Origin of the sequence: Algicella marina (assembly GCF_009931615.1) — a bacterium.
Taxonomy (GTDB): Bacteria; Pseudomonadota; Alphaproteobacteria; order Rhodobacterales; family Rhodobacteraceae; genus Algicella; species Algicella marina.
Genome location: NZ_CP046620.1, coordinates 1,299,292 through 1,320,586, shown reverse-complemented (window position 1 = coordinate 1,320,586; position 21,295 = coordinate 1,299,292). Strand labels below are relative to the sequence as shown.

Here is a 21,295-nt window from a genome sequence, read left to right as displayed (position 1 = left end):
GTGACGCCGTGTCGATAGTGGACACGTCTCTGCTGTGGGTCTGGCTTCTTCGGAGGCTTGCCGCTCATTTCGTGCCTCCTTCGCTCAGGATTTGAACCGCAAGGATCTGGGTCAAGAGTCGATAACGAGCGTGTCGGCCCTTGTATGCTCCGCCGTGCTGCTCCATTTCCGTTTCAATGGTAAAGCCGCGCTTGCGCAGATTGTGGACATAGGCCGCCAAGCGCAGCGCTGGGCGCTCTAGACTGGTAATGCCCCTCCGACCAGCTTTAGTAAGTTGATAGAGTGTCCACCCCTGACGGGCCTTCAGTTGGATTGTGCGGACCTCTAGGCCGCAAAGGTATGTTACGTGAATCTTCACGTTCGTCTCCCTTGATGGGGGACTGGTGCGGTGCTAGAAGGAGATTGTTCAAGGCCCTTCGCCCGCACTCAGTCGATTGACTAGGCGGGTGTTTTTTTATCGCGCGTCGCGGTTCGCGATGGTTCGGCTGACAAGCCACTCGGCGATTTCCCGCTCAGACCAAGCCACGGATCTGACTCCTATTCGGACGGGCCTAGGGAAGTCTGGGTCGTGGTACCGGCTCTTCGGGTCAAGTTTTGCGTAGATACTAGAACGGGAAAGCCCAGTTCTGGCCTCTACCTCAGGTCGCCGTATGACGGAATATGCATGTGAGAATGTGTCTTGGGGGAGAGACATTGGTTGTCAGTCCTTCTCTTGTTGTGCGAAAGAGAAGTTGAGATGAGTCGAAATACCTTCTCAACTTCGACCGCTGCTGTGGGTGCAACCATGGTGGCGGTCATACATTTTTTCGCTTCTTATGCATGCCGCCTATCATCGAGAAGAGCCTGAGGGGGTCAACGAGTATTTTCACGCATTCGTCATATTTTGTTGTTGACGCCTGAATGACCAACAAAATCTGGTGGGCCTCCCTCTCCCAGTTAGCCTCGTTTGCGTTGAAGAAGGGTCGGGTTAAGCAATAGAGATTATCTTTGTATCTTTCCTCATGGTGAATTCACACCAGCGTGCCATTAGCCTCTCGCGCTTCTCAAAGTAGTCTGACCGCGCATAAGCAGCCTCAGCTTTGTCCTTTATGACATGGGCCAACGCAGCCTCAGAAACATCACCAGCCGTATTGGTGCGCTCCTGAGCCCAAGTCTTGAAGCTTGTTCGGAACCCGTGAACGTCCACATCGAAGCCCAGCGCCTTCACTAGCTTGGAAAGGGTCATATCTGAGAGGGGTTTGCCGGGCTTAGTGCCGGGAAAGATAAGCCCCTGCCCATCGCTCAAATTCCGCGCCTCTTGCAGCACCTCCAGCGCACGGGGCGAGAGAGGCACCCGATGCTCTCTAGCGGCCTTCATGCGCGACGCTGGGCGCGTCCAGACGGCATTCTGGAAGTCTACCTCTGACCACTCCGCCAGACGCACCTCACCAGACCGCGATGCCGTCAGCACCAGCATCTCCAGTGCCAGCTTAGTAGAGGGTCCGGCATTGGATGCCTTAAGGGTTTCCAGAAAGCCCGCCACCTCGCCATACGGCAGAGCCTTGCGATGGGCTCGCGTCTTAGGCTGCTTGGGGAGCGCCTTGGAGATTGCCTCAGCCGGGTTGTCCTGACGCCACCCCTGCGCAATCGCCCATTTCATGACCGTGCCAATGCGTTGGCGTACCCGCCGCGCCGTTTCCGGCTTCTCAAGCCAAATTGGCTGGAGCGCAGAAAGCACGTCCGCCGTTGTTACCTCAGAAATGCGGCTCTTTCCAAAATGCGGAAAGGCATAGGTCTCCAGTGTCGAAAGGAACTGAGCGCCGTGCTTTTCATTCCGCCATGAGGGAAGGTGAAGGGCGTGAACCTTCTTCGATGCCTCGGCGAACGTCAGAACCGCCTCAGCTTCCCGTCTGGCGGCAAGCGGGTCTCCCCCCGCTCTCGCCATCTTGCGGTTCTCCAGCGCCACTTCACGCGCTTCTGAGAGGCTTACAAGGGATGTGGAGCCCAACCCGATTTCTGACCGCTTACCGCGAATGACAATCCGCTGAATCCAGCGCTTCGCCCCGGACTTGTCCACCTTGAGAATGAGCCCGTGCCCGTCAGTATATTTGCCGGGTTCGACTACCGATTTAACGAACTGCGCTGAGAGCGCCTTTTCCGGGTGCTTGGCGGGTTTGGTTCTCTGCTCGGTCATATCTACGGCTCCATTCCGTCCCCCATTTCAAACTGGAATATGGGGGATGCGTTCGGAACGTGCAAGACGTAGACGCTAGAGATGTCTTTTAAAAAAAGGACATTGAAGACCGTTTTGGAAGTAAGTTCGGCGGACACCTTCTCCGCCACCTCAAGCGTGGTGGCCAAAACTCCGCCGCGACCGCGATCGGAATTTGGCGTTTCCTCTAGATACCAGGACGCAGAGAGGTTCCCCGAAGCCTCGTGGAATTGGGTGCTGCTGGACCTGCTTCCCGCCAGTGGCCCTGTACTACCTGATGTTGGTTTTTTCCAAAAGACAAAGACCGCAGTTCATCGTACCAAAAAAATCAATAACAGCTGATCCTTCTGTAGAAAAGAAATCGATAGGCTCACGAAATGTGCCGGCAGAGACTTATTCCAAAATTTGTGCTCCAATTTTGCGACAAGTTTCTATTGATATACATCCGGGACGTCATTTTTGGAATTTGTCATATTCTTCGTTCTTTTAGCGTTCAGCATCGCCGCTATCCTCGGCAACTCCCGAAATGCCGACAATTCGGGCAATGCTGACAAAATCAAACCCCGCACCGAGTCCGAGGCGCGGCACCGACCCTTCGCTGCGAGGACTTCGAAGCCGCAAAGTCGGAAAATGCTCCTGCGCGGCCGTGTCTATGTTGTTGATGGCGACACAATTACCATCCGTAGACCGCAAATCCGTCTCTTCGGAATCGACGCACCCGAGCTAAATCGCCCGTACGGAATCAAGGCCAAATGGGCGCTCGTATCGCTATGCAAGGGTCATCTGGTGGCCGCCGAAATAGTTGCGCAGGATGACTACGGACGTACCGTGGCCAAGTGCTTCCTTCCGGACGGTCGTGACCTTTCGGCAGAGATGGTGAAACTCGGTTTGGCGATAGACTGGCCAAAGTTTTCGGGTGGCCGCTACGGGGCACTGGAAGTTCCGAACGCCCGTCGCAAGCTCTGGTTGGCCGATGCGCGTCAGAAGGGCAGATTGCATGTGTGGGAGAGGTTTGAGGCGAACCAGCGGGCGCCGGCTGGAGGGCAGGGGCAGGGCAACTCAAGACATTGATCTGCCGCTCGCGAGTGGCAGGCTTTGGTATTTTCTACCACAGCTTCAGCTTCGCAAAAGGAAAATCGCCAAGGCTTTCGGGTAGTCAATCAGGAGCACCAATCGATCCGCGCTCCCGGTTCCCATGTCTTCGCCAGCCCGTCTTCGATCATTCTGCGCCCCACGGTCGAGCCGTCCGAGAGCCGCAGCACTACCAGTGGCCGACCGTACCTGTCCTCGACACCACTGTCCTCAATCTGCACCCCGGCACGCAGGTAGCCGGTCATACGCGCCTTGGCCGCCAGCCCGAGACGTTCCTCTTGCGGGCACTTCTCTCCACGGATTTCTGGCGCGTCGAAGCCGGATACATATGGTGCGCCATCCCCCATCGGGCGCAGGTTGACACCGTCACATTTGACGGTGTCACCATCAACGGCCGTCAGCGACGCGCAAATCAGCAGGGCCTTCATTCCGCGTTCCAGCCGGGTTTCGTCTGCACGTCGCCTGCTCTCATCAGGCGCAGCGCTTGCCGATGCGCACTTGTTCGACCGCCTGGATCCGCCCTTTGGTGACGGAAATTTCGGCTTCCTTGTCGTTGCCCGCCATGCTGGAGATCGGCAGACCAAGCAGGAAAACGCCGAGGGCATCGCCACTTTGGGCATCCCGCTGCGCCGCGCTGAGATTGGTCAGGTGTTGGCTCAGACGCACCTCTTCGGAGCGAAGGTCACCGCATGACGCGTGGGTGTAGGGGTTCGGCCCGATATTGGCCGCGGAAATTTCTTCGGGTGCTTTCGCGCAGGCTGCGACGAGCAGGCATCCCAGAATGATCAGCTTTTTCATTAACGTTCTCCGATGGCAATTGATTAATCGTGATTAAGAAATTCACGGCAATTGCTGCCAAACTGTGATGCAAATTTGATTTTTACGGGCGCTTGGGCTGGCGGAGCGTGCCACAATTTCGGTCAGTCAGCAGGAACGCCACGCCTGTTCCATCGGAAATGCGCGAAACTGGTGGGTTTGTCACATTAGCAACCAACGCCCTGTGGCATTCATGATATGGTTAACTGGCAGCCTTGGCGCTGCGTCTGGGTGGGGGCACCCGACCGGGGTGGATTGTATCGTGGTGAGTGATCGACTGAGTTTCGACAGTCCTGTCGTTCGTTCGCGGGCGGATTACCTGATAGGTGACGTGCCGTTGGCATTGATCGTCACGCTCCTCCTTGCCGCGTTCACCTGGCTTGTGCTTGATCCCGGCGTTGGTTTCGACGACGCCAACATCACCCAGAACTACGCCGAGAACATCGCCGGAGGCCACGGCTACGTCTATTTCGTCGGCGGTGAGCGGGTGGAGGGCTCGACATCTCCGCTATGGACGGCCTGGAACGTCATGGCCTTCGCCCTCATCGACCGTCCGGAACCCCTGATCGGCCTATCGGGTCTCATCATCACGTTCGCCATTGTTCTGACGAGCCTCAAGATTACCCGCATCCTGTTTGCCGCGGCGGATTTGCGAATGCGCTACACACCGGCCGCCGCCTTCCTGTTCCTCCTTGTGCCGACATTCGTCGGCTGGACGACGTGGAGCCTGATGGACACCGGGCTGTGGATTTTGCTCGTGGCTCTGCTCGTGCAATCTTGCCTGCGTTCGTTCGCCGGCAAGACCAATGTTCCGGCGTTGATGCTCCTGTCGGCCCTTGTCACCTGGTGTCGGCCTGAAGGTGTGGTGGTCGGCGCGGGATGCGCCATCCTGCTCTTTCTGCTGGCAGTCGGCATGCCGCAGGCGCGAAGCCGTCAACGTAGCGCTGCCCTCCTTGCTCTGGTCGCAACGGGCGCCGCCTATGGTATCATGGTTGGTCTGCGCTACGCCTATTTCGGACAGATCCATCCCAATACCTATTATGCCAAGATCTCCACCCAAACCGGGCCTCAACTCTATGACGGACTGCGCTATCTCAAATCCTACCTGACTGAACCTGTGCACCTTCTGCTGTTCGCCCTGGCCGCATGCGCACTCATCCACGTCCTGCGGACGCGCAAAGCCCCGCATGCAGAAACCATCATCCGGATTTCAGCCTTTCTAACCATGTTCTTCGCCGCTGGCGCGATGGTCTATGTAGGCCTCGGCGGTGACCATTTCGGTTCGCATCGCTTCTATCAGGTTTTTTTGCCCTTGCTGATCCCGGTTGCAACCCTCGGCATTGCCTGCCTTGTTGCCGGCAGGGAGCATCGCTTGAGGAAATTGCTTCCGATCGTCCTGATCCTTGCGGTCGCCCTGACCGGTTTGCAATGGTGGCGGTTCTCACAGGCCAAGGGCGGATATGCAGTCGAATTCGGTATCGCTTCCATGTCTCGGAAGATGGGGCGGGATTTCAACGCTCTACAGCCCGCGCCCAGCATCGGCATCTACATCGCTGGCGGTATATCGATGAGCTACGATGGCCCCATCTACGATTTACTGGGCCTCAACTGGGTCAAGATGGCTCACGCAGACAGGAACCACGCTGGCCGCTACACCAATCACGGCGGCTTCTCCAAGACGGTCTTCTTCGAAACGCTGCCCGACATCGTATCGCCCGAACGCCGCGACTGCGCGGATAAAAGCTGGACCGACAACGCATTCGCCGACAACATACTCGATGGTCTCTACAAGGATCGGAGGTTCCGCGAACTCTATGTTGTCGATTGCTGGAAGGATTATTCGTTCTTTCGCAAGCGCACCTACAGATTGCCGCAATAAACGATCCGAACTTGCGATATGATCCGGCTTGGCCTACTGGCAGATTAACACCGTTCTGCCACGAGAGGACTGCCCAATGCCTGCAGAGACCAAATCGCCACGCCTCCTGTTTTGCATCGGCGCTCAGAAGGCGGGAACGACATGGCTCTATAAGCATCTTGATCAGTATCCGCAGGTTCATTTTCACCGCGTAAAGGAGCTGCAGTTTTTCACCAACATCCGGCCGACCCGGAACGATCCGGCAAAAGAAACGACCCCGGAAGCCAACCTCGTGCGAGTGCGGACTCGCATCACCCAGGCCGAAACTCGGCTGAAAGCCAATCCCGGCCGCAAGTGGCTACCTGCTCGGATCGAGGTCGACAGGGAAATCGTCGAATACCTCAAGGAAGATCGCTCGTTTGTCGATATCGTATCGGCGACAGCAGCTCCCGGCACCGAAGTCATTGCCGACATGTCGCCGGAATATAGCCTCTTCGATGCCGCAACCTATGCCGAACTGGCAGGACTGGCGGAGGATGTGCGCTTCATTTTCCTGATGCGTGACCCGATAGAGCGTGCCTGGTCGCAGGTTCGCTTCAGTTCCCGGGTCAACAACACGGAGCCAGCGGAGATCGTCAAACGTGTCTTGGCCCGGCCAGATCACAGGTTTACCAACGAGTTCATTTCTCGTTCCCGTTACGACCTGACAATTGCCGAGCTGGAAAAGGCCGTCCCGGCGGAGCGGATCTACTACGGTTTTTACGAGACCTTCTTTCAGGAAGAGACCATCCATGAACTGACGGAGTTCATGGGCCTGCCGCAAATGGAAGCGGATGTGAACAAACGGGTCTTCGGTTCCAAGCCGGAAGTCATCGACCCGGATTTCCGCAAGCTGGCGGCCGAGAAGCTCGCTCCGGTCTATGAGGCGATGCAGGCAAAGTTTGGCGCCGCTCTTCCCGAAAGCTGGAATTCCTGAAGGAGTAACGCGGCGCAATCCGTGGCTTTCCTTTTCTGTCGCCTCATGAAATAGAGAAGCGCCAAAGCGAATACCCCGTGGGAGAGAGCGATGCAGATTCGTGAGGCACTTACTTTTGACGATGTACTTCTGGTTCCCGGCGCATCCACGGTGCTGCCCGCCACCGCAGACACGCGCACACGTGTTACCAAATCCGTACAATTGAATGTTCCGCTGATCAGTTCGGCAATGGACACAGTGACGGAAGACAAGATGGCCATCGCCATGGCTCAGGCCGGTGGTCTGGGCGTACTGCATCGCAATCTGGATATCGAGGAGCAGGCCCGCCAAGTCCGTCGAGTGAAGCGCTTCGAGTCGGGTGTCGTCTACAATCCCATCACTTTGACACCGGATCAGACTCTGGCCGACGCCAAGGCCCTTCAGGAACGCTACAAGATCACCGGCTTCCCGGTGGTTCGCGACGGCCGGGTTGTCGGTATCGTTACAAACCGGGACATGCGTTTCGCTTCCGACGATGCGACGCCGGTACATGTGATGATGACCTCCGACAATCTTGCCATGCTGCGCGAACCCGCGGACCTGTCCGAGGCCAAAAGCCTGATGCAGAGCCGCAGGATCGAGAAACTGCTGGTAGTCAACGACAGGGATGAACTGACCGGACTCCTGACGATCAAGGATATCGAGCAGGCGGTCCTGAACCCGATGGCCTGCAAGGATCGTCTCGGTCGCCTCCGGGTTGCTGCCGCAACCACTGTCGGTGACAGCGGCTTCTCCCGGTCCGAGGAGCTGATCGACGCAGGTGTCGACGTGATCATGATCGACACCGCCCATGGCCATTCAGCGTCCGTCGCCGAGGCAGTTACCCGGATCAAGAAACTCTCGAATGACGTCCAGGTCGTCGCCGGCAACGTCGCGACGGCACAAGCCACCCGCGCCCTGATTGACGCCGGCGCGGATGCGGTCAAGGTTGGCATCGGTCCCGGCTCCATTTGCACCACCCGCATCGTCGCCGGTGTCGGCGTGCCGCAACTCACCGCGATTTTTGACTGCGCGCAGGAAGCGATGAAGACCGGAGAGCCGGTAATCGCCGATGGCGGCATCAAGTTCTCCGGAGATTTTGCCAAAGCCGTCGCCGCCGGGGCCGATTGTGCGATGATCGGATCAATGCTCGCCGGGACGGACGAAGCGCCGGGCGAGGTAATCCTCTATCAGGGCCGCAGCTTCAAATCATATCGCGGCATGGGCAGCGTCGGCGCCATGGCCCGCGGCTCCGCCGACCGCTATTTCCAAAAGGAAGTTTCCAGCGAAAAACTGGTTCCCGAGGGCATCGAAGGGCAGGTGCCCTACAAGGGCGCCGCCGGAGCCGTCATCCATCAGCTGGTTGGCGGCCTCCGCGCCGCCATGGGTTATACCGGCTGCGCGACGATTGAAGAGATGCGGACAGGTTGTGAGTTCGTTCGCATTTCGAATGCGGGACTTCAGGAAAGCCACGTCCATGATGTGCAGATCACCCGCGAAAGCCCCAACTACCGCATCGGCCGCTGACAGGCGCGCATTCAACTGAAGGAGCTGGAAATGCCACTCGCACTGTCATTGCTTGCCGTTTTCGTTCAGGTCGGCCTGACGTTCTGGGCCATTGTCGCCATGGGTCGTGCCCGCCTGCAGGCCATCCGCACGCACGGAATAGCCTACGGTGACATCGAAATCGACACGACCAGTTATCCGCGCGAGGTCCGCCTTATGCAGGCGAACGCTCATAACCAGTTCGAGACGCCGATCCTTCTCTACGCCGGTGTAGCCCTCGCCGCCGCGCTGGGGGAGGTCAACTGGGGCGTGGCCATAGGCGCTATCGCCTACGCAGCCCTGCGACTTCTCCACCGCCGCGTGCACGTCACCACCAACCACTTGCCGACCCGCTTCAAGTCCTTCCTGTTGTCGCTGATCGCTCTGGCGGTGCTCTGGCTTTCCCTCGCTGTCGGTATCATGCTGTGACACCTGCCGCCCGTGTCGCCGCCGCGATCGAGGTTCTGGATGCCGTCATCGCAGGCAGTCCGGCGGAACAGGCACTCACACGCTGGGCCCGCAACAGTCGCTATGCCGGCTCCAAGGATCGCGCGGCCCTGCGCGATTTGGTGTTCGACGTGCTTCGCCAACGTCGGTCTGCTCTCTGGTGTTCCGGTCAGGTCGAGGAAAGCGGTCGTGCGCTGATGACAGGACTGCTCTGCCAGCAGCCGGAAGGGCTCACGGCTTTCGACGGTTCAAGGTACGGCCCTGTACCGCTGACATCCACAGAGACAGGCGCATTGCGGGATTTGGCAACAGCACCCGAAATTATCCACGCCGACCTCCCGGACTTACTCGTGTCGGCCTTTCGCGACGCGCTTGGCGACGATTGGCTGCGAACGGCAAAGGAATTGAGATCCCGCGCGGCCGTGCACCTGAGAGTGAATACCCTTCGCGCCAGCCGCGATGAGGCAATGTCGATGTTGGCCGATGAGGGTATCGTTACCCGACAACTTGGCAACGTTTCGACCGGCCTAGAAGTCGTTGAAAACCCTCGCCGTATCGCCCGCTCACAGGCCTATTCAAAGGGTCTGGTCGAGTTGCAGGATGCCTCAGGCCAGATCGCGACACTTGCTGCTGGTGTCAGTCCAGGCGATGCCATACTCGATTATTGCGCTGGTGGGGGTGGCAAGATCCTCGCTCTTGCCGCCGCTGCTGGAGGTACGGGCAGATTTGTTGCTCACGATGTAGATAACGCGCGAATGCGAGACCTACCGGCTCGCGCAGACCGTGCTGGAATATCCGTTGAATGCGTCAGCGGTGATGCCATTTCCGGCAGTTTCGATTGCGTCTTCGTCGATGCCCCATGCAGCGGGTCCGGGACCTGGCGCCGTGCCCCGGAGGGCAAATGGTTGCTTACGCCGGATCGATTGGCTGCCTACCCGAATTTGCAACTGGATATTCTCTCCAAGGCCGCGCGTCATCTTCGGCCCAACGGCCGGCTCACATACGCAACCTGCTCTCTCCTGCCGTCTGAGAACACAGAAGTGGTGAAGACGTTCCTTGATCGTTATCCCAATTTTACTTGCCTGAATGAAGAATTGCTCTCCGTGACTGCGCAGTGTGACGGCTTTTGCTTTGCGCACTTCGTCAAGAATTGATATGACGTAATCCGGTTTTTTCCAACCGTTGCCGGCCGCGAGATTTATAACCCGTTAACAATTTTTGGGGAGGCTGCCGGCAACTACGCCACTGCGACGAAGGAAGGATTGGCGCGTGAATGAGTTGAGAAGCCTTCACTTGCGCAGTCGCGGGCCTGCGTTCCTTGGGCTTTTGTCAGGATTGGTCGTCGCTGGAGTCTGGATGTATGCCGATGTCCGTGTCGGCGATATTCCCTTGGGCCCGCTGTCTGGTCTGATCGTCGCGGTCATCGTCTATTTTACCATCGGCAAGCTTCAGGACACCACAGAGAGCCGGGCGTTCAACCAATATTTCGACAGTTCTGACAGCGTCGTATTTCTCGTAAGCCGTCGCGGTTCGATACTTCGAACCAACAGCAAGGCCGGCAACATCAGGGGTCTTCTCGCGAACTACCTCGCAACCGGAACGGCAGAAAGTGAAACGCTTATCTACTCGCTGGGGCGGGAGGCTGCGGTGAAAGGTCAGTCGACCCGAATGATTCTCTGGAAAAGCAGTCCTGCCAGCATCCTCGTCCGCCAGCTCGGCAACGGCGCCCAGATATGGTCGATCTCCGAAATGAACACGTCCAGTGCCAACATGCCAGCAAGGGATGTCGGTGACGGCAGCGCGAAGGCCGACGTGCCCCGTCAGGAAGACGATCTGTTTCAAAAGTTACCCGTCGGCCTTGTTCGCATCAATCTCGAAGGCCGGATGACCTATCTGAACGCTGCCGCCCAAAACCTTCTGGACGAGGAAGCGGTGCCTGGCAAACGCTTTGCCGACCATGTCGAGGGGCTTGGGCGCTCGATCCCCGAACGTCTGGAAGACGCGTTTGCCGGTCGCGCCCAAAGTCGATCCGAGGTGGCCCGATGTCATCGTGACGGCAGTGAGGTCTTTTTGCAGGTCAATATGATCCGCGTTGTCGAGGACGACGATCCGTTGGTCCTCGCAGTTGTCAGCGACGCGACCGAACTCAAGACACTGGAAGCCCAGTTTGTGCAAAGCCAGAAGATGCAGGCCGTGGGCCAGCTTGCAGGCGGCATCGCACATGACTTCAACAACCTGTTGACGGCCATTCATGGTCACTGCGACCTGTTGCTGTTGCGGCATGATCACGGCGATCCGGAACATGGCGATCTCATCCAGATACGGCAGAACGCCAACCGCGCCGCGGCCCTCGTCCGCCAGTTGCTGGCATTCTCCCGCAAACAGACGTTGAGGCTGAACGTCCTCCATCTTTACGACACGATGGCGGAACTCGCTCACCTGTTGAACCGTCTTCTTGGTGAGAAGGTGCAACTCAACCTTGAAAATCTGGAGGATATCTGGGCGGTCCGCGTGGATGAGCGCCAACTGGAACAGGTCATCGTCAACCTCGTGGTCAACGCCCGCGACGCCATGGGCGAAGGCGGCGTCGTGACATTGCGCACTCGAAACCTTGAATTGGACGAAGCTCTCCGCCGTGACAGGGCCAATGTACCGGCCGGTCGCTATAGCGTCATCGAGGTGCATGACACCGGCGAGGGCATCCCGCCCAACTTGCTGAACAAGATCTTCGAACCGTTCTACACCACCAAGCGCGTGGGAGAGGGCACCGGCCTTGGCCTGTCCACAGCCTACGGCATCATCAAGCAGTCCGGCGGTTTCATCTTCGTCGACAGTGCTCTGGGGCAGGGCACGTGTTTCACCATATATCTGCCCGTCTATGACGGACCGGCCGTTGCGGAGGCAGGCGCCAACCTCCTTGCTCCGTCCGAGGAAGAGAGCGTACCGGACCTTACCGGTCGCGGCGTCGTCCTGCTGGTTGAGGACGAGGCCCCGGTCCGCTCATTCGCCGCGCGGGCGCTGCGAATGCGCGGCTACGAAGTGCTGGAGGCCGATTGCGGCGAAGCAGCGTTGGCTTTGGTGGAGGAGAATGACACCCATGTCGATCTATTCGTCTCCGACGTCGTGATGCCGGGCATCGACGGCCCCAGTTGGGTGCGCCAGGCATTGCAACTGCGCCCGGATGTCAGCACCATTTTCGTCTCCGGATACGCCGAAGATGCATTCAAGGACGGGCACGAGGAAATTCCCCGTTCCAGTTTTCTGGCAAAACCCTTTTCGCTCAATGATCTTACAGGCCGGGTCCGCGAACACATGGACCGTTACGGCCAGAATCGATTGCACTGACGCAGCGGCACACGGCGCTAGCCGGCCAAGTGCCCCACCGTCCGGTTTTCCCAGATGTCGAACTCCCCGGCCAGAGCCTCTTCCAGCCGTGCACGGGTCGCGGCGGAAAGATCCTGTCCGTCCCTGTCCGGTGAAACGTTGTGCCGTTGCAACTCCAGCTGAACGCCCAACCGTTCCTCCCAGAGGCTGACAAACCGGCCCATGTCCTCATATCGGAACAGGTGATCGATGGCGATCGGCTTGACATATCCTGGCAACATCCCGCTCTGCTTGCCGAAATTCAGGTAAGGCTTTTCTGCTCCGTCGAGATATTCCGTGATGAACTGCTCGAAGGACAGATGACCGGTATCCGCACCTTCACCTGTAATCCGCGTCTGGCTGAAGTATTTCCACCAACTCCGCAGCCAATCCGTCGGATACCGAAACAGGCAGGTCGTCTCCACATTCTTTTCGCCAATAAATTCCAGATACGGGGTAATGAACCGTCGATACTGGAACATATGCATATGTGTCACTTTGGGATGCCCGGTCATCGCGATGTGCGAATGCCAGCGCAGTGCGTTCTCAATGGAGGTCGAACCACATTTCGTCTGGGCGATAAAAGCCAGCCGGGCATCAAAATTGACGATCATCGGTCCTCGCAGATCAGGCACGGGAAGCGCCGGAACCTTCCCTCAAAGGCATTTACGTCTTCTTAAGGGACGGCGATGAAGAATGTGAACCAATAAAATTTTAGTTGCAATGTTCGCGCTTTGATCCCATGTTCATGCGGAATAAAAGGCGAACAGAGCAGTGATTGCCGAGCACAAGAACTTGTGGAATAAGAGGAACGAAAATGGCCACTCCCCTCCTGGATTTGAACGAAAGACGCGGCATGGATAAGGAAAAGGCGCTCGAATCTGCGCTCAGTCAGATCGAACGCAGCTTCGGCAAGGGCTCGATCATGCGTCTTGGCCAGGACAACCCGGTCATGGATATCGAGGCCACCTCCACCGGGTCCATCTCGTTGGACATCGCGCTTGGCATCGGTGGCCTGCCCAAGGGCCGGATAATCGAAATCTACGGCCCGGAGAGTTCCGGCAAGACGACCCTGGCCCTCCACGTGATTGCCGAGGAGCAGAAGAAGGGCGGCGTTTGCGCCTTCGTTGATGCCGAACACGCGCTCGACCCCAGTTATGCCAAGAAACTGGGCGTCAATCTCGACGATCTCTTGATTTCGCAACCCGATGCCGGCGAGCAGGCGCTGGAAATCACCGAAACGCTTGTGCGCTCCGGCGCCGTTTCGGTGGTCGTGGTGGATTCCGTTGCGGCGCTCACGCCAAAATCCGAACTTGAGGGCGACATGGGCGACCACCAGGTGGGCGCACAGGCCCGGCTGATGTCTCAGGCGATGCGCAAGCTTACCGGTGCCATCTCCCGCTCCAACTGCATGGTCATCTTCATCAACCAGATCCGCATGAAGATTGGTGTCATGTTCGGCTCACCGGAGACGACATCCGGCGGCAACGCCCTGAAGTTCTATGCTTCCGTGCGCCTTGATATCCGTCGCATCGGCTCTCTGAAGGATCGGGAAGAAGTTGTGGGCAACTCCACGCGCGTCAAGGTTGTCAAGAACAAGGTCGCGCCGCCGTTCAAGCAGGTCGAATTCGACATCATGTATGGCGAGGGCATCTCCAAACGCGGCGAACTTATTGACCTTGGCGTCAAGGCGGGCGTGGTTGAAAAATCCGGCTCCTGGTATTCTTTCGGCGATGAACGGATCGGGCAGGGGCGTGAGAATGCCAAGACCTTCCTGAAAGACAACCCCGATATCGCCCTGACGATCGAGGACAAGATCCGCGCCGCCCATGGTTTGGATTTCGCGATGTCTGGCGACGACGACGTCATCGCAGACGACTGATCTTCCGCCCGAAGCACTGCAGAACCCCGGCCTCCGCGCCGGGGTTTTTTGTTTGGTGGACACGCCCCAAACGCTGGGATAACACCTTTTTCCTGTAGCCTGCCGCAGTTTCCGAGGACAGCATGACGAGCCTGAACGATATCCGCACGACGTTCCGCGATTTCTTTGCCCGCAACGGCCACGAGATCGTCGAAAGCGCGCCGCTCGTACCTCGAAACGATCCGACGCTGATGTTCGTCAACTCCGGTATGGTGCCGTTCAAGAATGTTTTCACCGGCCTTGAATCCCGCCCCTACACCCGCGCCACATCCAACCAGAAGTGCGTGCGTGCCGGCGGCAAACACAATGATCTCGACAACGTCGGCTATACTGCCCGTCATCACACGTTCTTTGAGATGCTCGGCAACTTTTCCTTTGGCGATTATTTCAAGGAAACGGCCATCCCGCTGGCGTGGGAGTTGATTACCAGGGATCTCGCCATCCCGTCGGACAAACTCTACGTCACCGTCTACCATACCGATGATGAAGCTGCTGCCATCTGGAAGAAGATCGGCGTGCCGGAGAGCCGTATCATCCGCATCGCCACCGATGACAATTTCTGGATGATGGGCCCCACCGGCCCCTGCGGCCCCTCATCCGAAATCTTCTACGATCACGGCGAGCACATCTGGGGCGGTCCTCCCGGCAGCCCGGAGGAAGACGGAGACCGGTTCATCGAGATCTGGAACCTCGTCTTCATGCAGTACGAGCAGTTCGAGGACGGCAGCCGTCAGCCACTGCCGAAACCGTCGATCGACACCGGCATGGGGCTGGAACGTATCGGTGCCACCCTCATGGGCAGCCATGACAATTACGATACCGATGTCATGCGCGACCTGATCGAAGCTTCGGCACAGGCCACGGGCGTAGATCCTTTCGGCGATCAGAATGTGCATCACCGCGTCATCGCCGATCACTTGCGCTCGACCTCCTTCCTTATCGCTGACGGCGTGATGCCCTCGAACGATGGTCGCGGCTATGTGCTGCGCCGGATCATGCGCCGAGCCATGCGTCATGCCCATCTGCTCGGCGCAAAGGATCCGGTGATGTACCGCCTCGTGCCGACCCTCGTCCGCCAGATGGGTCAGGCTTATCCCGAACTCGGCCACGCCCAGGCATTGGTGGAAGAGACGCTGCTCTCGGAAGAAACGCGCTTCAAGGCAACGCTGGATCGCGGGCTGTCGCTGCTCGACGCTGAACTGGAGGAACTGGGCGAGGGCCAGCCGTTGCCCGGCGAAACCGCCTTCCGTCTCTATGACACCTACGGCTTTCCCCTAGACCTCACGCAGGATGCCTTGCGGGAAAGGGGACGTGAGGTCGATACCGAGGGTTTTGATGCCGCCATGGCCGAGCAGAAGGCCAAGGCCCGGGCCGCATGGTCCGGCTCCGGAGACGCCGCCGACGATGCCATCTGGTTCGCCATTGCAGAACGCACCGAGCCTACGGAATTCCTCGGTTATGACACCGAGACCGCCGAAGGCCAGATCACCGGTATTGTCACCGGTGGCGCGGAGGTCAAAAAGGTCGTTGCCGGCGCAGAGGTCGAGATCACCCTCAACCAGACACCATTCTATGCAGAAAGCGGTGGTCAGGTCGGCGACACAGGCACGTTGGTCACGGACACAGGCAAGGTTGAAGTCAGTGATTGCCGCAAGAAGGCAGGTCTGTTCGTGCATGTCGGCAAAGTCGTCGAAGGCGAAATTCATACCGGCGACGCCGCCCAACTCACTGTCGAACACGAACGCCGCAGCGCCATTCGAGCGAACCACTCGGCCACACATCTTTTGCACGAGGCGCTGCGCCGCGCTCTCGGCGATCACGTGGCTCAGCGCGGCAGCCTCAATGCGCCGGATCGTCTGCGTTTCGATTTCAGCCACACAAAGGCGTTGACACCGGCCCAGATCGCGCAGGTGGAGCAGGAGGTCAACGACTTCATCCGCCAGAACGACGCCGTTTCAACCCGCATCATGACACCCGACGACGCCCGCGCAATCGGTGCGCAGGCCCTGTTCGGAGAGAAGTACGGAGACGAAGTCCGTGTGGTTTCCATGGGGAAAATGGCTGGATCCGAAAAGGGTTTGGACAAGCAGACCTACTCGCTGGAGCTCTGCGGCGGCACTCATGTCGCCCGCACCGGCGATATTGGCCTCTTCGCCCTGACATCGGAAAGTGCCTCGTCTGCCGGCGTCCGCAGGATCGAGGCGATGACGGGTCAGGCCGCGCTCGCCGATCTGCGTCGCCGCGATCTGACACTGGCGTCTATTGAGGAGACGTTGAAGGCTCGGGGTGATGACGTTCTCACCCGCGTCTCGTCACTGCTGGAGGAGCGCAAGGCGCTTCAGAACGAACTCGGCGACCTGCGACGTCAACTTGCGATGTCCGGCGGTGGTGACAAGCCCGCCGCCGAGGCGAAGACGGTAGGGGGCGTGCCGTTTCTGGCTCAATCGCTTTCCGGCGTTTCCGGCAAGGACCTTCGTGGCCTCATAGACGAACACAAGAGCCGCCTCGGCTCCGGTGCCATCCTTCTGATCGCCGACACCGGCGGCAAGGCGGCGGTTGCCGCCGGCGTGACTGATGACCTTACCGGTCGGATCTCCGCCGTCGACATCGTCAAGACCGCTGCCGCCGAACTCGGCGGCAAGGGCGGCGGCGGACGGCCGGATATGGCCCAGGCCGGCGGCGAAAGCGCCGAAAATGCAGAGGCGGCCGTGCGGGCCGTCGAAAAACTACTGGAGGCTTGAATGGCTGCCTATTCCATCGTCCACGCCGACGTTCATGACGCCGACGCCTACGCGAAATACGCAGAATTGGCCGGCCCGGCCGTAGCTCGGTTCGGAGGCGTGTTCCTCGCCCGTGGCGGCAAGTCTGTGCAGAAAGAAGGGCAGGGGCGTTCGCGCAACGTCATCATCCAGTGGCCGGACATGGCAACGGCGGAAGAGTTCTACGCCTCTTCCGATTACGCTGCCGCCCTCGCTCTAGGCCTCCCGGCCTCGGAGCGGGAATATACAATCGTTGAAGGCCTCTGAGGAATCACTCTCATGCCTTCTGTTCGCTCTGCGAATGGCTGACGACGCAGTTGCGCCCCGCCTCCTTGGCCCGGTAGAGCGCGAGGTCAGCCGTTTTCATCAGCGTCTCCAGGTCATCCCCGCAATCCGGCACGGTGGCGACACCGCAGGATACGGTGACATCGGGCATTTCCCGTCCGGCACTGCGGATCTTCATCCGCGCCACTTCGCGCCGGAACCTGTCCGCCATGTCGAAGGCAGCTTCCGCGTCCGTGCTCGGCGCGATGATCGAAAACTCCTCGCCGCCCACCCGGCAGGCAAAGGCGTCACCGGTGAAATGTTCGCGCATCAGCGCGCCCAAGCTTTTCAGCACCGCGTCCCCGGCGTCATGCCCGTGGCTGTCATTGTATTTCTTGAAGTGATCGACATCGAGCGCGACAAGCGAAAGTGAGCCACGCCGCGCCATCGTCCGGTTGAGCTCCTTTTGCGCTGTTTCGAGAAACCAGCGCCGGTTCCACAGCCCGGTCAACTGGTCGCGAACCGATTGGTTCTGCAATTCCTGCCGCAGCCGCACGTTCGCGACCGCGAGGCTGATCTGTTCCGCGCAAATCAGGGCGAGGTCCCAGCGCGGGTCCATCAGGCGTGCCAGTTCCGCCCGAGTTATATTATGCAAGCGGATGTCCGGAAATGCCAGATGAAGCATGCCGATCGTATCGCCATGCGCCACCACCGGCAGGCAGAAGGAAGGGCAGTCGTCCCCATCTTTGTGAACGCAGGCAAAGTCTATGTCGTTATTGCCATAGGCATAGGCCCGCCCTCGTCGGAGCGACCAGCAATCATCGGGCTCGATATGATCGGTGAGGAACCCAACCCCCCAGTGGCCAGCCAATTCCAGCACGTCGCGGGAATCGGCATAGATGTACAGTTGCCCGTAGGCTTCCGGAAACAGCGTTTTCATGCATTTGCTGACAATCTTCAGTAACTCGTCCAGTGATTTCGCGGCATAGAACCATCCGCTTGTCTGGCTGAGCAATTTCCTTTCTTCCCGCGAAATCTGCTCACGGTCGGTGGCCTTCGTGTCGCTCGCCGGCGGAGGGCACGGGCGAAACGTGCCGAGGTGCAGGGGCGTGTCATCCGCGGTGGTCTTCAGCGCCATCCACCGCATTTCCAGGAATGCACCACCCAAAGGCACAGCTACCGGCTCACCGGAGAGCATATCCTCGCCAAGTCGTTCCCGGCCCAGAAGGCTGCCGATCTGGCTGGCGACAACGCCGTCCACATCCGCCTGCATCAGGCGCGCGAAAGATGGATTATTCCAGACAATCCTTTCGTCACGGTCGCACACGACCATTCCGTCCGCCGTCTGGCTGGCCACCAGCAAAGCGTAGTAATCGTTCAGAAACGGCGCCCTGCCGCTATGCTTCTGTCTCAGCCTCGCCTGACTGCCGTCGCTCGATACCATCCGATGCCCGCTTTTCGCTGCCAGGCAACTTATCGCTATCAAGCTTTAACAAACCGACAACCACCGTCCGGCTGTCAGCCGGCAAGCGCCTTGTTCAGGTTGCTGTCGATCTTGTCGAGGAATCCCTCAGTCGTCAGCCATTTCTGCTCCGGTCCGACCAGCAGCGCCAGGTCTTTGGTCATGAAGCCGCTCTCAACGGTATCGACAACCACACGTTCAAGCGTCTCGGCGAATTCCTTCAGTTTCGCGTTTCCGTCCAGCTTGGCGCGGTGTTTCAACCCGCCCGTCCATGCATAGATCGATGCAATGGAATTGGTGGAGGTCGCCTCGCCTTTCTGGTGCTGGCGGTAGTGGCGCGTCACCGTCCCGTGTGCGGCCTCGGCCTCCACGATCTTGCCGTCCGGCGTCATCAACTGGCTGGTCATCAGGCCAAGTGATCCGAAACCTTGCGCAACCGTGTCGGATTGCACGTCGCCATCGTAGTTCTTGCAGGCCCACACGAACTTGCCACTCCACTTCATGCAGGCGGCCACCATATCGTCGATCAGCCTGTGTTCATACCAGATGCCCAGTTTCTTGAACTGTTCCTCGAACTCTTCCTCATAGACCTTCTGGAAGATGTCCTTGAATCGGCCATCATAGGCTTTCAGGATGGTGTTCTTGGTCGAGAGATATACCGGCCAGCCGATATTCAGCCCGTAATTCAGCGATGCACGCGCGAAATCGTAGATCGAGTCGTCGAGGTTATACATACCCATCGCCACACCGGCGGAGGGCGCCTGGAAGACCTCGCGTTCGATCACCTCGCCAGACTTGCCGACGAACTTCAAAGTCAGCGTACCTTCCTCGGGAAACAGGAAATCGGTGGCGCGATACTGGTCGCCGAAGGCATGGCGGCCGACAACGATCGGATCAGTCCATCCGGGCACCAGCCGCGGCACGTTGCGGCACACGATCGGCGCACGGAAGATCACGCCTCCAAGGATGTTGCGGATCGTGCCATTCGGGCTGCGCCACATCTTCTTCAGGCCAAATTCTTCCACCCGCGCCTCATCCGGCGTGATCGTGGCACATTTGACGCCGACACCGTGTTTGCGGATCGCTTCGGCGGCATCAATCGTGATCTGGTCGTCCGTCCGGTCTCGTTCCTCCATCCCGAGGTCGTAGTACTCAAGATCAATGTCCAGGTATGGAAGGATCAGCTTGTCCTTGATGATCTGCCAGATGATCCGGGTCATTTCATCCCCGTCGATATCGACGACGGGGTTGTCCACCTTGATCTTCGTCATGAACACTGTCCTCTCGGTTGCGTGTTTCAGGCCCGGTATAAGCAATAGAGGTGACGGAGAGAAGACGGCATACGAATGTATGCCGGGAAATCGCCTCCGTGCCGGCCATTTGGCCTATTATTTCATCTACCAGCTTGGTTTTCGAACCGTAAACGCCGCCTGATGTCAGACGGCGTCGCGCATGACCCGCAGTGCTTCCTTGCCGTCGTAGCCCATTTCAGAGACCCGCTGTACCCAGGCTGCGTCGAACAGATCCGCCTTGCCTCGCAAATAGCCCAGAAGTTCCTCGTCAGCCTCGTTGACGACCGTTCCCAGCGCCTTGAATTTCTTTATGCCGACGTCATCGGCGATGTAGAAGGCTTTGGCCGCCAGCACGTGGCAGATCTCGCGCGACAGATCGTCGATCAGCACCTGGTCCCGCTCCGGCAGGCTTTCCCACACGTTCTCACTCATGGCAAGGAACCAAGAAGCGTTGTAGAATCCGCCCGGCACTTCGGTAATGGAGGTGATCTGTTCAGTAATCTGGAAGGCGTCCCCGCCCTCGTAGGGGAACATCACCCCGTCGATGGTGCCATTCAGAAGTGCTTCCTTCACCTGCAGAGGTGACATCGGTACGTTTTCCGCGCCGACAGAAGACATGAGCTGGGAAATATAGCCGCCCGAAGTCCGGATGCGCAGGCCCTCGAAATCCTCCGGCGCGCGCACTTCCTTGTTCCGCAGCATCAACATACCCGGACCGTGCTGGTAGACCCCGAGAAGCTTGACGCCTTCATGCTCTTCCTCCGCACCGAGGAAACCGCGGTAAACCTTGGAAAACGAATGTGAGGCCGTGTAGGCGTCACCGAGGAAAGACAACTGTCCGATCTGCGCCCGCACGAATGCGTCGTCGCCCGAATAGCCGTGCAGTGCATAGCCGATGTCAGCTTTGCCTGATTTTACCAGATCGAAGTGTGCCGGCGGAGGGCCAAGCGGCTTGTCGAGCAACTGGACTTCAACACGGCCTTCGGTCACGCGCTGCACCTCGTCGGCCCAGGTCTGGAAGAGGAATGGCACCATGATGCTTGTCGGCGGCAGCCACGAAGACATTGAAAGCACCCTCGGTTGAGCCCTCAGGATGTTCGGCGCAAAAATACCGGTGGCAGCAACAAACGTGCCGGAAGATTTGCTAACGAAGGATCGGCGGGTGATTTTCTTCCCAGACATTATTCTTGTTCCATTTTTCAGCAGTGATTACCAGAAATGAGGCGACGAGTACGCGCGCCAAACGAAGTACTGCACTCGCCGTATGAGCACATTGCGATACCTATTTGCT

General features: G+C 58.7%; 19 protein-coding genes. 10 read left to right on the top strand and 9 right to left on the bottom strand.

The window, feature by feature from the left end; all coding sequences use genetic code 11:
• Positions 1-64: 64 nt before the first annotated feature.
• From GO499_RS19885 to GO499_RS06535, 3 genes are all read right to left on the bottom strand, one after another.
• Positions 65-358, bottom strand: coding sequence for a winged helix domain-containing protein (locus GO499_RS19885; RefSeq protein WP_431309886.1), 294 nt, complete (start codon positions 356-358; stop codon positions 65-67).
• A 96-nt stretch (positions 359-454) separates the two neighbouring features.
• Positions 455-694, bottom strand: a complete 240-nt coding sequence (locus GO499_RS06540) for a helix-turn-helix transcriptional regulator (protein ID WP_161861450.1) — start codon at positions 692-694, stop codon at positions 455-457.
• 273 nt (positions 695-967) lie between these two features.
• On the bottom strand, positions 968-2,173 hold the full coding sequence (locus GO499_RS06535; RefSeq protein WP_161861449.1) for a tyrosine-type recombinase/integrase: 1,206 nt from the start codon (positions 2,171-2,173) through the stop codon (positions 968-970).
• A 648-nt stretch (positions 2,174-2,821) separates the two neighbouring features.
• Here GO499_RS06535 and GO499_RS06530 point away from each other — a divergent pair.
• Complete coding sequence (locus GO499_RS06530; protein WP_161861448.1) at positions 2,822-3,262, top strand: thermonuclease family protein; 441 nt, start codon at positions 2,822-2,824, stop codon at positions 3,260-3,262.
• Between the two features lie 89 nt (positions 3,263-3,351).
• Here GO499_RS06530 and GO499_RS06525 read toward each other — a convergent pair whose 3' ends face one another.
• Both GO499_RS06525 and GO499_RS06520 read right to left on the bottom strand, forming a co-directional pair.
• Positions 3,352-3,711 carry a thermonuclease family protein gene (locus GO499_RS06525; RefSeq protein WP_161861447.1) on the bottom strand — a complete coding sequence of 120 codons (360 nt, stop codon included), beginning with the start codon at positions 3,709-3,711 and terminating at the stop codon, positions 3,352-3,354.
• A gap of 43 nt (positions 3,712-3,754) precedes the next feature.
• Positions 3,755-4,081: a hypothetical protein gene (locus tag GO499_RS06520; protein ID WP_161861446.1), complete on the bottom strand. Its 327-nt coding sequence runs from the start codon at positions 4,079-4,081 to the stop codon at positions 3,755-3,757.
• 283 nt (positions 4,082-4,364) lie between these two features.
• Between GO499_RS06520 and GO499_RS06515 the strand changes: the two genes are divergently transcribed.
• From GO499_RS06515 to GO499_RS06490, 6 genes are all read left to right on the top strand, one after another.
• A complete protein-coding gene (locus GO499_RS06515; protein ID WP_161861445.1) occupies positions 4,365-5,978 on the top strand; it encodes a hypothetical protein in 1,614 nt (537 codons plus the stop codon).
• A gap of 76 nt (positions 5,979-6,054) precedes the next feature.
• Entirely contained in the window at positions 6,055-6,933 is an 879-nt protein-coding gene (locus tag GO499_RS06510; protein ID WP_161861444.1) for a sulfotransferase, read from the top strand.
• A gap of 90 nt (positions 6,934-7,023) precedes the next feature.
• On the top strand, positions 7,024-8,478 hold the full coding sequence (gene guaB, locus GO499_RS06505) for an IMP dehydrogenase (protein WP_161861443.1): 1,455 nt from the start codon (positions 7,024-7,026) through the stop codon (positions 8,476-8,478).
• Between the two features lie 30 nt (positions 8,479-8,508).
• The gene (locus GO499_RS06500; protein ID WP_161861442.1) at positions 8,509-8,925 is read left to right on the top strand and encodes an MAPEG family protein; all 417 of its coding nucleotides are present in this window, start codon (positions 8,509-8,511) and stop codon (positions 8,923-8,925) included.
• On the top strand, positions 8,922-10,097 hold the full coding sequence (locus GO499_RS06495) for an RsmB/NOP family class I SAM-dependent RNA methyltransferase (RefSeq protein ID WP_161861441.1): 1,176 nt from the start codon (positions 8,922-8,924) through the stop codon (positions 10,095-10,097). Before GO499_RS06500 ends, GO499_RS06495 begins: the two co-directional genes overlap by 4 nt.
• Before the next feature lie 202 nt (positions 10,098-10,299).
• Entirely contained in the window at positions 10,300-12,288 is a 1,989-nt protein-coding gene (locus GO499_RS06490; RefSeq protein WP_161861440.1) for an ATP-binding protein, read from the top strand.
• A gap of 17 nt (positions 12,289-12,305) precedes the next feature.
• On the opposite strand, the gene GO499_RS06485 is transcribed toward GO499_RS06490, so the two are convergent.
• Positions 12,306-12,941, bottom strand: coding sequence for a hypothetical protein (locus tag GO499_RS06485; RefSeq protein WP_161861439.1), 636 nt, complete (start codon positions 12,939-12,941; stop codon positions 12,306-12,308).
• Between the two features lie 182 nt (positions 12,942-13,123).
• On the opposite strand from GO499_RS06485, the gene recA reads away from it, so the two are divergent.
• The 3 genes from recA to GO499_RS06470 all read left to right on the top strand — a co-directional run bounded on the left by recA (position 13,124) and on the right by GO499_RS06470 (position 17,253).
• Positions 13,124-14,188 (top strand): recombinase RecA, encoded by a 1,065-nt coding sequence (gene recA, locus GO499_RS06480; protein WP_161861438.1) that lies wholly within the window; start codon positions 13,124-13,126, stop codon positions 14,186-14,188.
• Between the two features lie 122 nt (positions 14,189-14,310).
• Positions 14,311-16,968: an alanine--tRNA ligase gene (gene alaS, locus GO499_RS06475; RefSeq protein ID WP_161861437.1), complete on the top strand. Its 2,658-nt coding sequence runs from the start codon at positions 14,311-14,313 to the stop codon at positions 16,966-16,968.
• Entirely contained in the window at positions 16,969-17,253 is a 285-nt protein-coding gene (locus GO499_RS06470) for a DUF1330 domain-containing protein (protein WP_161861436.1), read from the top strand.
• Positions 17,254-17,263: 10 nt separating this feature from the next.
• On the opposite strand, the gene GO499_RS06465 is transcribed toward GO499_RS06470, so the two are convergent.
• The 3 genes from GO499_RS06465 to GO499_RS06455 all read right to left on the bottom strand — a co-directional run bounded on the left by GO499_RS06465 (position 17,264) and on the right by GO499_RS06455 (position 21,186).
• Positions 17,264-18,694 (bottom strand): bifunctional diguanylate cyclase/phosphodiesterase, encoded by a 1,431-nt coding sequence (locus GO499_RS06465; protein WP_161861435.1) that lies wholly within the window; start codon positions 18,692-18,694, stop codon positions 17,264-17,266.
• A gap of 74 nt (positions 18,695-18,768) precedes the next feature.
• Positions 18,769-19,983 carry an NADP-dependent isocitrate dehydrogenase gene (locus GO499_RS06460; protein ID WP_161861434.1) on the bottom strand — a complete coding sequence of 405 codons (1,215 nt, stop codon included), beginning with the start codon at positions 19,981-19,983 and terminating at the stop codon, positions 18,769-18,771.
• 165 nt (positions 19,984-20,148) lie between these two features.
• Complete coding sequence (locus GO499_RS06455) at positions 20,149-21,186, bottom strand: TRAP transporter substrate-binding protein (protein WP_161861433.1); 1,038 nt, start codon at positions 21,184-21,186, stop codon at positions 20,149-20,151.
• Positions 21,187-21,295: the final 109 nt, after the last annotated feature.

Bases quoted from the DNA above. Each gene is read 5' to 3' on its own strand.
- GO499_RS06540 (WP_161861450.1), bottom strand. From the start codon at position 694: ATGTCTCTCCCCCAAGACACATTCTCACATGCATATTCCGTCATACGG.
- GO499_RS06535 (WP_161861449.1), bottom strand. From the start codon at position 2,173: ATGACCGAGCAGAGAACCAAACCCGCCAAGCACCCGGAAAAGGCGCTC.
- GO499_RS06530 (WP_161861448.1), top strand. From the start codon at position 2,822: ATGCTCCTGCGCGGCCGTGTCTATGTTGTTGATGGCGACACAATTACC.
- GO499_RS06525 (WP_161861447.1), bottom strand. From the start codon at position 3,711: ATGAAGGCCCTGCTGATTTGCGCGTCGCTGACGGCCGTTGATGGTGAC.
- GO499_RS06520 (WP_161861446.1), bottom strand. From the start codon at position 4,081: ATGAAAAAGCTGATCATTCTGGGATGCCTGCTCGTCGCAGCCTGCGCG.
- GO499_RS06510 (WP_161861444.1), top strand. From the start codon at position 6,055: ATGCCTGCAGAGACCAAATCGCCACGCCTCCTGTTTTGCATCGGCGCT.
- guaB (WP_161861443.1), top strand. From the start codon at position 7,024: ATGCAGATTCGTGAGGCACTTACTTTTGACGATGTACTTCTGGTTCCC.
- GO499_RS06500 (WP_161861442.1), top strand. From the start codon at position 8,509: ATGCCACTCGCACTGTCATTGCTTGCCGTTTTCGTTCAGGTCGGCCTG.
- GO499_RS06490 (WP_161861440.1), top strand. From the start codon at position 10,300: ATGTATGCCGATGTCCGTGTCGGCGATATTCCCTTGGGCCCGCTGTCT.
- recA (WP_161861438.1), top strand. From the start codon at position 13,124: ATGGCCACTCCCCTCCTGGATTTGAACGAAAGACGCGGCATGGATAAG.
- alaS (WP_161861437.1), top strand. From the start codon at position 14,311: ATGACGAGCCTGAACGATATCCGCACGACGTTCCGCGATTTCTTTGCC.
- GO499_RS06470 (WP_161861436.1), top strand. From the start codon at position 16,969: ATGGCTGCCTATTCCATCGTCCACGCCGACGTTCATGACGCCGACGCC.
- GO499_RS06465 (WP_161861435.1), bottom strand. From the start codon at position 18,694: ATGGTATCGAGCGACGGCAGTCAGGCGAGGCTGAGACAGAAGCATAGC.
- GO499_RS06460 (WP_161861434.1), bottom strand. From the start codon at position 19,983: ATGACGAAGATCAAGGTGGACAACCCCGTCGTCGATATCGACGGGGAT.
- GO499_RS06455 (WP_161861433.1), bottom strand. From the start codon at position 21,186: ATGTCTGGGAAGAAAATCACCCGCCGATCCTTCGTTAGCAAATCTTCC.